Source organism: Vibrio sp. 10N.286.48.C11, assembly GCF_041469805.1.
Lineage (GTDB): Bacteria > Pseudomonadota > Gammaproteobacteria > Enterobacterales > Vibrionaceae > Vibrio > Vibrio crassostreae_C.
Genome location: NZ_JBFRLK010000075.1, coordinates 15,281 through 30,376, shown reverse-complemented (window position 1 = coordinate 30,376; position 15,096 = coordinate 15,281). Strand labels below are relative to the sequence as shown.

The window sequence follows — 15,096 nt, the reverse complement described above, 5'->3', positions numbered from 1 at the left end:
AAAGAGCCTACTTATTTGTAGGCCTTTTTACTTTATCCGTCTAATACTATCCTTTAGTTACCCACTTCAAGCACAATCAGGAAAACAACTCAGACGGATCTATTTGAAAAAACGGATTGTTAAAGCGAGACGCCTCAATACGCTGCTTTAAACGCAACTGTAACTGCTTAACCGTTTTGACCTCTTGGCATTCAGCCAGGAGATCTTGCGCTTCTTTGTGCAAATTATCACGGTACTCTCGTAACCCTTTCTGTCGTGACGCCTTATTACCCCCACCAAACCGTTGCCAAATGATACTTTTGATATCACCACCATGCTTAAGCTCTTGATAATCAATATTTAATTGCTCAATTTTTTCAGTCAGCGTGATCTTTAAGCGTTCAAGCATCCCTTCATCCATCACCATCTCATGCTCAGGGAGGTATTGCTGAGCCAGCATAAACAAGGCCACCACATCTTTGTCTTTCTTCGCTTGTGATAGCTGCTGCATTAATGCGCTTTTCTCTGACTTCTTCTCTTCGTCCGTTTCTTTGTCTGGATGTAATTGCTTAGCCAGTTGGCGATACAACTTGCTTATCTGTTTATCGCTGTAAAGCGCGTCGCTCTCTTGAGGATGCGACACTTCGAAGTGTGCTTGGTCATCGGTTTGAGAAAAATAATCCTCACCTCCCCAATCGATGTCATCCTCTTCAACATGTTCCTCTTCCATTTCTTCAGCCATCACGCTTTGCAGATAGTCGTGAAACTTTTGAGGATCCTTGATCATGGCCATTAATTCATCATCGCTGACATCAAGCTCGTAACCCAGCATCATGGATATCTCTTCGCGAAACGCCTCCATTTGCTCTTCCGTTATCAAGATGTCTTCCGCTTGGTTCGATGGTAACGCCAAAAGCGCTTGATTGAACGCCTCACGTAACACCCTCGAGTCCACAGGATTAAAGGGATTTGATTCTAAAATGCTCAACTCTTCTTGTATCCAATCGTACAGAGCTTCACGTTGCGGCCCTTTAATCGTTTTGCGCGGGATAAAAGTCAGCAGATGATGGATCCATTTCTCAGCCGCTCGGCACACTGCCTGCTCTTGCTTTTCAGTCGATGCTTTGAAGTCATGATAAAAATCATCCAGCTTGGCTTGATAACGTTCGATACGCCTTTGTTTTTTTCCTACTTCCTCCCATAGCTGGTTAAGCTTATTCTTCTGCTTTGGGGTGGATGAGGTCGTTGCTAAAAAAGAAAGAGGGGCGGTTGTCATAATTCGCGAGTCGTTGAGAGTGATGGCCATATTCTATCGCGTATTCATGGTTCGAAAAAGTAGAGGCTTTGTTGCGTAATTCATCAGAGGGTGACTTCTCACCGCCTTATCAGGCGATGCTTCTTGATTCGTCGGCTATAGTTCGAAATATCGAGTCTTACGTAAGCCTCTACATGTACATTTAACGGAACAAGAATAGTCTTCACTACTCTACTTGTACAGCCAGCTGAACATGCGATATTGAGCATCCGCTTGCGCAACCCCGCTCCTCAGGGGCAGGCCGAGCAAGTTGTAACAAGCATGGATAATTTGTATTGAAAAATGGCAGCCGCCTCCAATAACCAAGTTTCCTTGTCAAATATATGTCCTGTATTTTTTCTGATGGATACCACCATTTCTTTTATCCACAATATGGTCTACACTAAATTACATATTAAGTAACTTAGTGTAGACCAGTGACTAAGGTAGAAAAACTAATTTCAGCGATGGCTGAATCAAGTAAATTTGGCAAAGGCGTATTCAGTAAGGCTGAACTTGCCTACCTTCTCAATGTCGAACAAACACCCCGTTTTAACAAATTTCTGTACGACTGTGTTAAAAAAGGCACCATTAATCGAATCGCTAATGGTCTCTTTGAAAGCACAATCACCCCTCCAAATCCCCGAACTGCAATATATGAAGTCGCCCGTAAATTAAGGCCTGGCTACCTAAGTTATATAAGTTTAGAGAGTGAATTATCACGTACTGGAAAGATATCTCAAATCATTATGGATCGCCTGACTCTAATGACTCGGGGGCGAAGTGGGACATTTAAAACTCGCTACGGAGTGGTTGAGTTTACACATACTAAGCACAAAGTATCACAGCTTGAAAATGACCTATTCTTCGACGAAGAGGTGAAAATGTATCGAGCTATGCCTCATCGAGCATTAGCCGATTTAAAAAGCTGTAAACGAAACCTACAAATGATAAATCACTAACTAGGCTCTCTACTATGCTAAAACAAAAAATAGACGAAATTCTAAAACGTAACCCTGAGTTAGCACCCGTTGTTGAAGTGATCGAAAAAGAGATACTTCATCATGATATTTTGCATGTCATGACAGAACACGGGGCACTACAAAGACTCACCTTCATTGGCGGTACCTCACTACGCCTTTGCTACAACAGTTCTCGGTTATCTGAAGACTTAGACTTTAATGGTGGTCATGATTTTAAGCCATCGATGTTTGATGGGCTTGAGGATGAAATACAGAGCTTTTTGCAAAAGAAATATGAGATACCTGTATACGTCAATAAACCTAGCCCAGACAAGCAAGGGAATACATCATCGTGGAAAATCAGCATCGAGAAAGAACCAAACCGTGCTGATCTGCCCAGACAGAAAATGCACATTGATGTTTGTGCTTTACCCTCTTTCGATTTGACAAATCGAGTGCCTATAAATCACTACGGAATCGACACACAAACAGAAGGTATGCTGATCCGTTGTCAAACAATGGACGAAATTTTAGCGGATAAATTCATTGCTCTAGCATACAGGGCAAGGCGAATTAAGCCCCGTGATGTATGGGATATTGTGTGGCTAAATCAAAGAGGCATTGAGGTCAATAACCAGTTAATCAACAACAAACTAGAGGCCCGCGACAAAGAGCGCGATGATTTTTTGATTGCGCTGGGCAGGCAAATAAAAAACCTAACTGAAAATGATGCAGTCAAGGCAGACTTCAACAGCGAGATGAGTCGATTTGTACCTCAAACATTGCAAGCAAAAACGCTTGATGTACCTGAGTATTGGGACTATGTGAGAGAAACGATTAGTAGCATGGGTAAGAGAGTTTCACAACCAAGCTCACCAACAAATAAATTTGATATGAGCCTTTAGCTTTATCTTAGGTTGCTGTCTCATTTCGCAATGAGCATACCCCGTAAAGTCTTAAATATTATAGATGGCACTGTTAATTTCAAGATTTGGCACCGTTGCTGTGATTACTATGTTAACGCTTAAAGCTAAATAATCTTACGTATGCTGGTAAACGCTCTCATGAAAAACAACTCATAGAGAGACCACCGTCAGCAGTATTCTCACCGTTTGAAGTTTTAATTCAAGGCCGTAGCGCCTTAGCGCCATTTTTACTCAGCCCGAAAACCCAATTAAAATCAAAGTCTTGCAGAGATTAACGTTTCACCCTGAGACACAATCGTGGCGACTGAGGCCCCTTTGAGACAGTGTGCATCGCAGTGACCATGGCAACCGACTTGTACCGACGCCATGAAAAAGGGGCTCAATGAGAGCGCCAAGTACACCCCTTGCATCGTTCCTTTTTCGTTTGATATTCGATATGAAGTGACACCCAATATGGGCTAAAACAGGGGGTATTTTGATATCTCGCCCAGTACGATGCACGTGCGCATACTGCCAAAGCGTCGAATACCTCACCAGCGCTCTTAATCGTGACAAGATGATGGGGAGATCACTATCATAAAGTGAACTGATCACCGTTTTTCTGCTGGCTCTGTACCAGACAGAGGGAGATGTTGTAGGTGTTAAGGGTAATAGCGATGATCACAAGATTATGGCTTGTACTCGCTTGACACGGGTAGCATGTTCAGTTTAGAAGGCGTTTTGTTGACAGCGCAGTCATAGCGTTGCCTCGCCACCTCATACGACGTTATGTTTTTTGGGTGGGTTAATAGTATAATAGATTTTAAATGGTTATTTTAGAGGTGAAGGTCGATGAATAAGAAAATGGAATCTTATGGTGTGGGCGCGGTTGAAAGGCCCAGGATCAAAGCCACAAAAAAACTCGATTTATCAGGAATTTACGGACAACAAATTGTTAAATCCGAGTCCAAATTAGCATTGAGAACGCACCGGAAAACGTTTGAAAAACTGGCTCATATGTAATGGACATTATTTGTTTTCCATTCGAGCGAGTCATAGAAATCAATACATTCATACTCGATACTGAGCCTGGTATGAATGGGGCCGTCGATATTCCTAAATTGCAAGGCGCTTTAGGTAGGATTGATAATGCTATTGTCTATGATGGTTTAGACGATATTTTTGAGATTGCTGCAAAATATACGGCTAGTATTGCGGTAGCCCATGCGCTTCCGGATGCAAATAAACGAACTGGATTAATGGTGGCTCTTGAGTACTTATCTCTAAACGACTATGAGTTGACCAGCGATAACGAGTTGTTGGCTGATGCCGTTCGAGACCTAGTGCTCGCTGGTATCTCGGAAACCGATTTTGCAGATATTTTGTATGCTCAATATGCGCAAGAAAACAACCTCGTTGATTGAACAGAATTAAGGTGTTGCGCAACCTGATCTGCATCATCAAGACTGAATGACAAGTAAAGTAATTTTCTGTACTTGGATAGTTATCAGAATCGGTTAGCAGTCAACAATATAATAAGAACCATCTACAACGATGATTAAAACTTGGAATCAGCATGCTATACATCCGTTTGTTGAAGCTCGGTTGATGACCACTGGTACAATACCCAAACAAGTATATCCCCTTTAATGACCTAGCACTCACCGCTCTGACATCGCTACAAAACCAGGAGTGAAAATCAAAATGCTTTTTCCGCCCGCAATGAGTCATGACCAACACAGCAATCCCTACTGTTGACTGCTTAAACCTTCCACTTTTTCAATGGTCGTATTCATGTTTTTTCCTCCTCTGTAAACCAAAACTTAAGCTCGTTGATGTCTCTTTACCCCATCAACAGGTGCATTTAAGAATACTCTCAGCAATATCGATAGCTTACGCACTACAAGCTTCATGAATCGTTTAGCCATAAATGGAGAAATTGGTATCGACATGAAAGAAGCTCACTTTCAGTAAGTGCATCCATTCAGATCTTATGCTTAAAAACTCGAATATTTAATGACCTACTCACTCTTGAAACTCACCCAAAGTATTCTCATCAAGTTCTGTTAATGCTTGAGCATTCAGGTGAGCAATGACTGCTAAGCGAGCACTCATTGGTCTAAACCATGAAGCAGAGTCAACATTCTTGCCTTCTAAAGCTTTCATAAGTCCTTCAAAAAAAGTGGCGCTCATCATATAACCAGCAGGCTCATTGTTCGATAAAACGACGACAGGCTCCCCTGATAAGCAATCTTTAAAGTGCTTTCTAGCTTCGCTTGATGACACTGCTTTTTCTGCATAAATGGTACTTGTTTTCATAGCACCCTCGCGTACTTAATATTGTTTATTTGTACATGATTGAGTTGCTTTGAACATCGAGTGTTTACAACGAAACACATGGCTCTTGTAATGTCGCCGTGATAAATCTTAAATAAAGCTTCGCTTAAACTTCTCATGGTTTTCGACATTCGACCTCAAATCTTCTTTATCCCAAATTTGAAGTTCCCACGGAAAGTAAAAGTTACTTCTATTTTTAAAATAGATGTGAAGTCCTTTATAGCCTTCCTTATCACGCAAATACCAGTTTTTCAAACCAAGTTCATCTTGCCAGTTATCCAGCTCTTCCATCACTTCTGCAATCTCGGACTTGGTTAATATAATCCTTGCCCCAAAAATATCATTGAGCCAATTGTTCACCGGATACTGATTGTCGCGCTCACTATAACGCGTAATTTTATCGTCGATACTTTCTCTTGTTTTTACTCGATAAAAGTATTTCAAGTCAATATGAGAGGTCATGAGATAGTCATTGATGCTTTCATGAAGCACTAAGCGGTATTTATAGATATGAGAGGCCGGAACGTTCGAGATTGTCCTAGATAGCTTCACTTGCTCAAACATCCCCTGATCAAAGCAAGATTCTGAAAACTCTTTGTGAATTCTATTGATCTCTTCAATGAGTTTTTTAACTTGCTCTTTCATCCCACCTCCACGGCTTTAACTGACTGATGAATAATCTGACATGATTAAATATAGATGGAAGTATAGCAAGTGTGGTAATGGAAGCAAAAGCCACAAAAGAACCTCTAAAGCTCTGCAGAAAAAACACACTGCACCTCCCTATGAACATTAAGCCTTATTGGGTACATATCTTGTACTCCGACCTCCCGAAACGGTTCTCTCTAAACACCCTATATCGACCAAATAAGCAAGATGTCTGGTCGCATTCTTCTGCTTTGGGGAGGATGAGGTCGTTGCTAAAAAAGAAAGAGGGGCGGTTGTCATAATGCGCAAGTCGTTGAGAATGCTACTCAGAGATTATCGCAAATTCATGGTTCGAAAAAGTCCGAGGTAAAGTTTTGATGATACTGATCCGGTTATTAGGCTGCGTCACCTTAAAAGCCGGTAACATTATTGCTTGTTGTGAAAAGAACCTAGATAACGCCTCCACTCGCTGGGTATTGGATGCGGTTATCTTCGATATAAACCTTAATCAAGTCACTGTACTGGCTTGAGACGCTTCACCTTAGCTCGGCGTGTCTTTTACCTCTTATGTTTCCATATTGTCCGTGTCATCCGGCAGGCCGGTAGCTTAAGCTCTATGCTACGCGATTCACTTTTTCTGGATGCCAGTTCACATTTACCGCACAAACAATGGCAACCTCCTTTCTTTCTCTTGACCTCACAAATCACTCTTGATTTTATTATAAACATCAGTTCATTAATTGAACAATATTTCACTCTAGGATTATTCTGAGAGGGGCGCTTTGGGTTATACTGCGAACGAAAAAAGAAAAAATCGAAACAAACAAAGTGGCGCCCCTTACCCTGAAGCCAAGCTCTCGGTCACTTCCCTTACCCGAATTTTCAAAAATTTAAATCGCAGCCGACTCCCGATACGAAAACGAGAAAAATTCTTTTTTGTGTTCATTTATCTTTGGCTTACGGGCGAATTAGCCTCGTTAAGAAAACAAGACAATAGCGCTAAGATCTCAGACTACACACTGCCCGATCTTTTCCGCCAACAGGCTTACAAAACGTGTCAAAAAAATGCGTTTAGAACCGTCATGTACGACTCCACTTCTTGGGTTGAATACGCTGTCGCTTACCCAGTCAAAAACCGCATCGTCTATTTATGGCAACCTGTCCCCTCTCGTCTCAACCCTTTTTTTCAGCGATTTCTTTCCTTACGCGGCTACGAACGTCCTTTTTTAAGCTCAAACGAAAAAGGCGAACTCAAGACCATGATTGAGAAACGTTGGAAACAACATGGATTGGATGAGTTAGAGCAATCGGTGGGCCGAAAAGATAACCTCATTAACTATTTCAATATCTGCATTCAAAATGACAATCGCCTCTCCGCACTGCCTCGATATGTACTTACTCATCAGCATCATAGGGTTCATCACGACCATGCTCGGTATTATCAACAAGAATCCAGTGACCGAATACGAGCGAAAATATTTCGAGCGCATGAACGCTATCTAGAACGCTTAATTTTTGAGATCAGAGCGTTAAATCTTGAAGAGAAATTCACCGTAGAGAGACGCACAAAAAACCGCTCGGGGATAGAACGCGTCTACTTGGTGGATACCACCTTAATACAAAGCATCCCTGCGGCATTCGAAGCTCATAGCATTGAACAACTTCACTATCACGAAGGCGAATCCAAGCCAAGTTCAGCGCAAACGCCCATATTGATCGGCAGCCGACGTAACGTAGATGTGGTGACTTTAGCGAGCTTTTTTCGCCAACTGGAGAGTGATGTCCATTCACACGCCATAATGATTGAGGAAGACAACTCTCTCGAGGCGCTCGTCTCCTATTACAATTTATGCACTTATCATCTCACATTATGCTTTTTGATCTGTACTGGCGTACGCCCCACCCACCATATCAGTATTGAGTCTCGGCGTTACTTTCCAGGGAAAAAAGCGAGTGTGTACGATAAGGGGCATTATCGTGAAATCTTCATCAATGAGTACCTTTCTGAGCAAATTCATCAATATCAGCGATTACAACAGAGGGTAATGTCGCGCTTACCCACGCAGGCTTTCCAGTTAGAGAAAGACATATTGTGGTATCTGGTCAATGATAATCAAAAGGCGCAAGCGGTCTCTGCCAGTCTCTTGCGCCAGTTTTTAAAACAACGAGGTGCGACCTTTTTGGCCTACTCGATACGCCATACTTTTGCTCAATTCGCACTCGAACATGTTACCCCTTCTTCTTTAAGTAACGCTCAAATCGATAGACTGATGGGGCACGCGAACCTCGGTGAAAATATCGGCAATGACCATATCTTCCCCCTGCATCGTCAACAACTCGTTCAACACGTCAATCGCATTGCCTCGAACTTTAACTTACAAAAGGTGTGCTATGTCAGATAACTCAGCGCGCAGCGCGCCTTCAACAAGCCATAAAGACGATAAAGACGATAAAGCCACCATCCAGGCTTCTGCTTCGTTCTTGCATGCACTCTCTATCCAGCACATTGTGCATTACACGCAGCAAAACCATGCATTAACGCCATCAGAAGACGCCATAAAGTGGGTGTTACACCGCTGGCCAAACACTCAAGAAGCCCGCCGTCAAGTCACGGAAACCACGTTAAGTGACATCAGACGACAATGGATACACCAACCGGCAAGACTCAAATCGAATTACCAAAACGCATTGACCGCCATTTTACTGTATCTCCACCATGTACTTGGATGGGAAATACCGAAAACAGAAGAAAAAAAATTAGTCGATCATGACGCCAAGCTCTTTGAGAACATCACGTCTCATGCGTGTGCGTCCTATCACCTTCTTCAAAGGTACAACACATTTTTAGAGACCTTTTATCAAAAGAGAACTCCGCTTAGTCAAGAGCAGGTCGCGTTAATCGTAGCGCTAGAAGTGGCCCCTTTGCCCATCGACTATCTCCACCACATACTTACGTCGCCAGGTTGTATTGAAATCGTCGATAACCGTCTTTATCTGCGTCTAATACACATCCAAGGCCGCCAAAGTAAAGGCCGGCCAGATAAAGAAGCCGATGACGCGTCGTTTACTCGCTACCATTTACCGCTCTTCGTTTATCGCGCCTTAACCATCTTCTATGAGCAACACGCGGCAACGCTTTCTCATCCCTCAATGGGGCTCAATCGGCTCAAAGACCGACTTCATGCCTTAATTAACCAACTGATCAATGACGTCGAGCCATCAACTGGCGCTTCCTCACCAACCCATCCTTGCTCAAAGGCGCAGTTGCATTTTCTCTTGCAAGCGATCTGGTATTACCGTGACGACGTAGTGCCAACACTCTTAAAAGACATCGCTTACCCGGCAAGACACGTCGCCTATGAGCTGAAAACACTCAGTATTCCCAATCAAGAGAAGCAGCTCGATGATATTTATGCACAAACTTGGGATGACAAGTGGTATGAAAAAGTAAAGCCAGGCGAAAAAGAACAATGGCCTCACCAGCAACTCTTAAATGCGTATAAGAAAAACCGAACAAAGCCAACTGAGTACGACGTGACGAGATGGCAAATGCACAATGTCTTGCCTCAGCTGGCGGGGCTATTTGTAAAAAACCTGATATTGTACGGTGGCGAGCGGGTTAAAGTTCTCAGCGACAATACACTGACTCAATATTCAGGATTAACGAAGATACTCAAGTCGTCCCCTTTAAGTTTTGAAGCGAGCCAAAACCATGATGAACTCATGGCTTGGGCACACCGCACGTATGCAAAGCTCACCACTTCCAATTCACAACAAACACTCCACCGCTTCTTTAAGTTTTTAACGACGCAAGATTTAACCGATCACATCGATTTAAACGAACTGCACAACCCAATCGTACCCGTCAATGTGGACGCCAATTTCATCTCTATTGACGCGTTGCACCAGATTGTTCATGCCTTAGTCAGTAATACAAAAGGGCATTTCTTCCAGCGCTTATTCAGCGCATCCGCAGTCATTCTGGCGTATTTTGGCAAACTCAGACGCAGTGAAATAATACGACTGCGAATTAAAGACATTTGGCCCGCTAAAAAAGCCGTCCCGAATCATGGTTCAGATGATAATCAATACTTTACGCTGCATATAACCCAAACGAAGGAAGGCAAAACGAAAAACAGACAATCACGATGGGTGCACGTACACCTTCCCCCTGAGTTTGCCACACTCATTCGTATGTGCATCAAGCTCAAACCGAGATTGTCCGCTCGCACGGGCATTACCAGCCGTTCCCCACAGATGCCACTCATTGGTTTCGAAAATGAAAGCACGACATCAAGACAGCTGCATTACTTATTACCCGCCACCAAAGCGATTAAAGCGATTTGTGGTGAAGATGCCCGCTTTCATCATTTAAGGCATTCGGGTGCCTTTGTTTCTCTTCTTCAAAGCCTGCATTTCATCAGCCATGGCGTTGATACCGATATGGGATTACCACCCAAACTACAAGCCTTGATGACCCAAGAGGTATTGAAAGCGCAATTTCAGCATTGGTTAGAAGTACAGGACACGCTTAGTCTCAATGATAATTTGGTGTTTGAAGAGCTCATTCGAGAAATCGGGCACAAACACTACGCCACAACACGTAAGCACTATGTCCATGGCATTGATTGGCTTTACCCGTTTTATCGAAAATCAGGGAATCCAAAAGAGAATAAACCTTACACTCGAGCAGAACTGTGTTGGCTATTGGGGTTAAAAAAAGGATCGAACGATCTATCTCGACGCATCGCGAAGTTAGACACGCAATACGCGCAGCTTTCAACAGAAGAAAAGAAGCATTACTCACTGTTATTCTCCGAAGAGGCCCTTTGCAACCACTTGTTCCCTCCAAAGCCCAAGGGCCAACCCAACACCGTAGCAACATCACACTTAACTACGCTGCTTACGGAGCTATCCGATAAAGCGTTACGTGCAAATCAACCGGATTGTCGCCCTTTTCCGAGCATTCAACACAGTTTACTTAAGACGCTTTTTTGCCAGCAGTTCAATCACAATAAAGACCGCCTCCTCATTTCAGACATCAGCACCATTTGGGCTTACTCCAACAAGCATAAGCCTGAGGTTTCACGCAAAAAATGGGAGAAAGCCATAGGCAAAGTGAAACATATGGAACTGATTGACGGTGATGGAAAGCCGCATATTTTAATCAAGATGTCGACAAACCAAAAGGATGGCGCCCTATTTCGAGAGGCCTTTAAAGTACCCGAGCTTCAGTTTTATCACTCGACCTTTAACCTCATGGTGAATGGAAAGACAGACCCGACGCGACAAAAGAAAAACATCCATGAACGCTTTGCCGATGAAAAAGACACGATCCTTATCACGAAGAAAGACGAAGGAAGCACAGAGCTTCATATCACACTCTCCCTTCGAGAGAGCATCACACTGGCACCGCAAACGGTGCATTATATCTATGAGTATCTGGCCTATTTTCAGACTCACACCGCAAGAGTCATGAAGGACTAGAGCAACCAAACGCCGCTCAATATCAATGACGACACCTTCAACCAATAAAGGAAATTGAATGAAAAAAAAGACCGTCCCACTTCATATTAACGCGAAATTCGCCCAAAAAAGCTTACAACGCATACAACGTCAACTCATCAAAAATAGCGACGACTTTTGTGTCAGCTTCTGTTTTGACTTTGAGAAAAACCAATGCAAAATCATTGGTGGGCATACGCCTGAATATTCACTCATTGCCTTAGATCTCAACGACGGCATCAGAGTGAACAAGGCGCTACGCTCATTTTCATTGTCGGGTGATATCTTTAAAAACTGGCTTGAATCTGCCATCGAGCTTAAAAACCTCATGAAAGAGGACTTCGTTACTCTCCACATTGACGGTCATTTAAAAGACACCACGCCTTCTATCATTATCTACGACACCAAAGCGGTCTCTCTTCTTAACAAAAAAAATGACGTCGATGCCATCCTAGCTCGTGCTTGTCGTCGCCAAATTAAGACGCAAGATCCGCTTGATCTGCACCTTCAGTTTATTGATTCAGATGTTCAACGTGACTATCAAACGATCAGCAAATCCACCTGTCAAAGTCTTATCCATGAGATAAAGCCGCATTCCCCTTTCCAAATGATTGAATTTGAGCCGGAGACGAAAGAACTCAAAATCATGCGCCAAGGTAAGGTTGCAACGAGCAAAACCAACCTTAACATCGATCTCGGGCATTCGTTCATTTCCTCTGAGCCTGGTGTCGAAATGCTTGGGCACATGATCGAAAACACGGCCGATAAAGACATCCTGATCCGCCAAGAAAACGATAAACTAATCATCAAAACTTCCGAACAATGCTCGGCACTGTCGCTTGAGGGGCTTGATGAATTTAAGCAAAAAATGGCCGATACACTTGACGTATTGTCCACCTTTACCGTTGACATCTCTCCATTCAAGGCTGAAGTAACAGCTTTGCGCAACTATCTTGATGTCCGCTCTCAAGACGTTGCGTATTTTGTGATTCAAAAAGAGGACTCGTTCTTAGTCGCGCAAGTTGAAAAGGAAACGCACACCAAACCCATTTTGGTGTCTAACTTATCCATGCCAAGCTACAAGCAAATTATCGTGCTGATTCATTTAAAACCGTTTCTCGACTTAAAAATTTCGAACTTAATCGAAATGAAAGAGATGAAAGTCACCATCTATAAAAATGACCGTCTCGAAACGTATATGGGCTTCTTTGACGAAGCCAGAAAAGATCTCCCGACACAATCCCTTGCTGTCGAACTCATTAACAACGCGCAGAAAATTCGAGAGATTAATATCGCGCTGGAAGATTATAAAAAAGACAAAGGCTTGGTTAAGCCGGAAAAAGCAGGAGAAAACCACACTTTAGATTTAGAGTCGATGTTTTAAAAAGCGAAGCGGTGCAGAGATAACCGCACAGAAAATTCGCACAAACACTGGACATTAAAACAGTGTGAGTCTAAATTAAATGGTGAAACTTTATACAGGCAGGGTGATAGGTTCATTGGGCAATAAAGCCGTGATACACGCCCGAGTTTGAAAAGAGTAAGAATGCAGTTGGGATAGGAAGGCGGCAACCTCCCTACCCCGTACCGGCTGCGCGACGTTTAAACCACCCCAGCCGATGGCTCGATTCTAGCGAATTCCATTGGTGAGGGACAGATCTATTTAAGATCTGACATCCATGGAGGCCACTATGGCTCACATTCGCATCCGTCCCAATGGGCGCATTCAGTTCGATCTTCATGTGTACGGCCAGCGCTTTCGCGAAGGCACCAAACAAATGGCTAGCCCAAAAAATTTAAGGCTTGCTCAAGCCGCCCTCAAACAAATGAACGCCGAGATTGACCTTGGGACGTTTCAATACCGCGACTACTTCCCTGACAGTAAAAAAGTCGACCTGTTTGAACGTTTACAGCGTGAGAAGTACCCCGACCGCCTGTATCCTTTTTTTAATGACTTTGCGAACCAGTGGTATGAGCGTCAAAAAGGCAATTGGAAAAGCAGCTATCAAAGCGTGGTCAAAAACACGCTCGAACACTACCTCATTCCGCACTTTGGCAATACGCTCGTTTCTGAGGTGTCACTCTCCCAAGTGGAGTTTTTTCGTCAGACGCTGCAAGAAGGTCGAAAAGATGATGGCACGCGCAAGCTCACCAACAAGCGCATCAATAATATTTTATGGCCACTGATCGCCATTATCAGCCTTGCCGCTGAAGAGCATGACTTCAAATATCCCTTTCGACGCTACAAATCCCTTAAAGAAGAAAAAGCAGATTCGAAACCACTGACCATGGAAGAAGTGCGCACTTTCTTAGAGTGCTGCGATGAGCAGTGGCATGATTATTTTTTACTGCGATTTTGGACGGGGATGCGAAGTTGTGAGGTACATGGACTGCATTGGGAGCACATCGATTTTGAGCATAGATTGATTCGTGTGAGACAAAATTATGTGAATGGGGAAATTTGCGATGTGAAAACACCCAAATCTCGTCGTGATTTGCAGATGTGTGACACCTTATACGCCGCGTTCAAGCGTCAATGGAACAAAAGAAATAACAACAGCCCGTTTGTATTTCCCTCCAAAACCGGAGAGGGACTCAATACGCAATACATCAGTCAAAAGGTATGGCATCCAACCTTGAAAAAGGCCGGGCTCACACCTCGCCGCGCCTACGAGACGCGTCATACTGCGGCGGTGCTGCATATTGCCGCACATGAGAATCCACTCTTTATCTCACACAAGTTAGGGCACAGCGATACCAAGCTCCTTTTTGAGGTGTACGCCCCTTATGTCGCCAACGCTTCCAGACAAGACGGAAACGCGTTTAACGATATGATGTTAGGAGGCATAGCATGATGATACTGTCTTTTAACCGCGTCCAATACTTTCATCAAAACCTAACGGACAAGCATCAACTGTGCGCCTTTGCTTTAGGTATAGAGCTGCCTTCGGTTTATACCCTCATCGGTAACAAACGAGTCATGCCGTTGAGCTCATTGAACGAACAAAACCGTTTAGAAGCGATAGCAAAGCAATGTTATGAGCGCTTTATGGAGGAACCGAGGCTACATTCGGTATTGAATGAGTATGCCGACAGCATACTGAGCGCAGAGATGGTCATGTTTCACGATGTTCGTTTACACACTCAGTACGCTGGGCTGCCTTTAGCCAAATACTACAGCGCACTGAAACAAACCGATGGGCATTGGGATAGAACGACGATCTGGGAAAAGCATCTTCAATGGTATCAAGCGTTATCGTTGGCTTTGTATGAGCATTATCAAGATCCACGCAGTAAGATTTCTTATGGCGAGAAAACCGTCATTATCGATAAACCGCATGATAGGCAGTGTTATAGCTATACGACCATCAAAACACCGATCTCGTTTGAGCTTAACCAATACCACTATAGCCAGCGACCTTGGCAGTGGGAGGATTAGCTGTACCGATCTTTACGACAGAGTTAA

The 15,096-nt window shown here is 43.5% G+C and carries 13 protein-coding genes; 10 read left to right on the top strand and 3 right to left on the bottom strand.

From position 1 onward, the window contains the following. Positions 1 to 76: 76 nt before the first annotated feature. Positions 77 to 1,285, bottom strand: coding sequence for a hypothetical protein (locus tag AB4209_RS17440; RefSeq protein WP_372056684.1), 1,209 nt, complete (start codon positions 1,283 to 1,285; stop codon positions 77 to 79). A gap of 425 nt (positions 1,286 to 1,710) precedes the next feature. On the opposite strand from AB4209_RS17440, the gene abiEi reads away from it, so the two are divergent. The 4 genes from abiEi to AB4209_RS17420 all read left to right on the top strand — a co-directional run bounded on the left by abiEi (position 1,711) and on the right by AB4209_RS17420 (position 4,564). Then, on the top strand, positions 1,711 to 2,235 hold the full coding sequence (abiEi, locus tag AB4209_RS17435; RefSeq protein ID WP_310736118.1) for a type IV toxin-antitoxin system AbiEi family antitoxin: 525 nt from the start codon (positions 1,711 to 1,713) through the stop codon (positions 2,233 to 2,235). A gap of 14 nt (positions 2,236 to 2,249) precedes the next feature. Then, positions 2,250 to 3,140 carry a nucleotidyl transferase AbiEii/AbiGii toxin family protein gene (locus tag AB4209_RS17430; RefSeq protein WP_372056682.1) on the top strand — a complete coding sequence of 297 codons (891 nt, stop codon included), beginning with the start codon at positions 2,250 to 2,252 and terminating at the stop codon, positions 3,138 to 3,140. Between the two features lie 852 nt (positions 3,141 to 3,992). Next, entirely contained in the window at positions 3,993 to 4,163 is a 171-nt protein-coding gene (locus AB4209_RS17425; protein WP_367971151.1) for an acetyltransferase, read from the top strand. Further along, a complete protein-coding gene (locus AB4209_RS17420; protein ID WP_367971150.1) occupies positions 4,163 to 4,564 on the top strand; it encodes a type II toxin-antitoxin system death-on-curing family toxin in 402 nt (133 codons plus the stop codon). Before AB4209_RS17425 ends, AB4209_RS17420 begins: the two co-directional genes overlap by 1 nt. A gap of 601 nt (positions 4,565 to 5,165) precedes the next feature. Here the strand turns inward: AB4209_RS17420 and AB4209_RS17415 are convergent. Further along, positions 5,166 to 5,459 carry a hypothetical protein gene (locus AB4209_RS17415; protein WP_372056680.1) on the bottom strand — a complete coding sequence of 98 codons (294 nt, stop codon included), beginning with the start codon at positions 5,457 to 5,459 and terminating at the stop codon, positions 5,166 to 5,168. Positions 5,460 to 5,567: 108 nt separating this feature from the next. Continuing rightward, positions 5,568 to 6,122 carry a GTP pyrophosphokinase gene (locus AB4209_RS17410; RefSeq protein ID WP_372056678.1) on the bottom strand — a complete coding sequence of 185 codons (555 nt, stop codon included), beginning with the start codon at positions 6,120 to 6,122 and terminating at the stop codon, positions 5,568 to 5,570. 377 nt (positions 6,123 to 6,499) lie between these two features. Here AB4209_RS17410 and AB4209_RS17405 point away from each other — a divergent pair, with 377 nt between their 5' ends. From AB4209_RS17405 to AB4209_RS17380, 6 genes are all read left to right on the top strand, one after another. Continuing rightward, a complete protein-coding gene (locus tag AB4209_RS17405; protein ID WP_158008997.1) occupies positions 6,500 to 6,655 on the top strand; it encodes a hypothetical protein in 156 nt (51 codons plus the stop codon). Positions 6,656 to 6,907: 252 nt separating this feature from the next. Beyond that, positions 6,908 to 8,527 carry a hypothetical protein gene (locus tag AB4209_RS17400; protein ID WP_372056676.1) on the top strand — a complete coding sequence of 540 codons (1,620 nt, stop codon included), beginning with the start codon at positions 6,908 to 6,910 and terminating at the stop codon, positions 8,525 to 8,527. Continuing rightward, positions 8,517 to 11,612 (top strand): hypothetical protein, encoded by a 3,096-nt coding sequence (locus AB4209_RS17395; protein ID WP_372056674.1) that lies wholly within the window; start codon positions 8,517 to 8,519, stop codon positions 11,610 to 11,612. The genes AB4209_RS17400 and AB4209_RS17395 overlap by 11 nt, the downstream gene beginning before the upstream one ends. 58 nt (positions 11,613 to 11,670) lie before the next feature. Continuing rightward, positions 11,671 to 13,014: a hypothetical protein gene (locus AB4209_RS17390; protein ID WP_372056672.1), complete on the top strand. Its 1,344-nt coding sequence runs from the start codon at positions 11,671 to 11,673 to the stop codon at positions 13,012 to 13,014. 307 nt (positions 13,015 to 13,321) lie between these two features. Continuing rightward, positions 13,322 to 14,485: a tyrosine-type recombinase/integrase gene (locus tag AB4209_RS17385; RefSeq protein ID WP_372056670.1), complete on the top strand. Its 1,164-nt coding sequence runs from the start codon at positions 13,322 to 13,324 to the stop codon at positions 14,483 to 14,485. Then, positions 14,482 to 15,069: a hypothetical protein gene (locus AB4209_RS17380; RefSeq protein WP_372056668.1), complete on the top strand. Its 588-nt coding sequence runs from the start codon at positions 14,482 to 14,484 to the stop codon at positions 15,067 to 15,069. Before AB4209_RS17385 ends, AB4209_RS17380 begins: the two co-directional genes overlap by 4 nt. Positions 15,070 to 15,096: the final 27 nt, after the last annotated feature.

Excerpts from the sequence above, each read along its gene's own strand:
- AB4209_RS17430 (WP_372056682.1), top strand. The coding sequence starts at position 2,250 with ATGCTAAAACAAAAAATAGACGAAATTCTAAAACGTAACCCTGAGTTA.
- AB4209_RS17410 (WP_372056678.1), bottom strand. The coding sequence starts at position 6,122 with ATGAAAGAGCAAGTTAAAAAACTCATTGAAGAGATCAATAGAATTCAC.
- AB4209_RS17390 (WP_372056672.1), top strand. The coding sequence starts at position 11,671 with ATGAAAAAAAAGACCGTCCCACTTCATATTAACGCGAAATTCGCCCAA.
- AB4209_RS17385 (WP_372056670.1), top strand. The coding sequence starts at position 13,322 with ATGGCTCACATTCGCATCCGTCCCAATGGGCGCATTCAGTTCGATCTT.
- AB4209_RS17420 (WP_367971150.1), top strand. The coding sequence starts at position 4,163 with ATGGACATTATTTGTTTTCCATTCGAGCGAGTCATAGAAATCAATACA.
- AB4209_RS17380 (WP_372056668.1), top strand. The coding sequence starts at position 14,482 with ATGATGATACTGTCTTTTAACCGCGTCCAATACTTTCATCAAAACCTA.
- AB4209_RS17415 (WP_372056680.1), bottom strand. The coding sequence starts at position 5,459 with ATGAAAACAAGTACCATTTATGCAGAAAAAGCAGTGTCATCAAGCGAA.
- AB4209_RS17395 (WP_372056674.1), top strand. The coding sequence starts at position 8,517 with ATGTCAGATAACTCAGCGCGCAGCGCGCCTTCAACAAGCCATAAAGAC.
- AB4209_RS17440 (WP_372056684.1), bottom strand. The coding sequence starts at position 1,285 with ATGGCCATCACTCTCAACGACTCGCGAATTATGACAACCGCCCCTCTT.
- AB4209_RS17425 (WP_367971151.1), top strand. The coding sequence starts at position 3,993 with ATGAATAAGAAAATGGAATCTTATGGTGTGGGCGCGGTTGAAAGGCCC.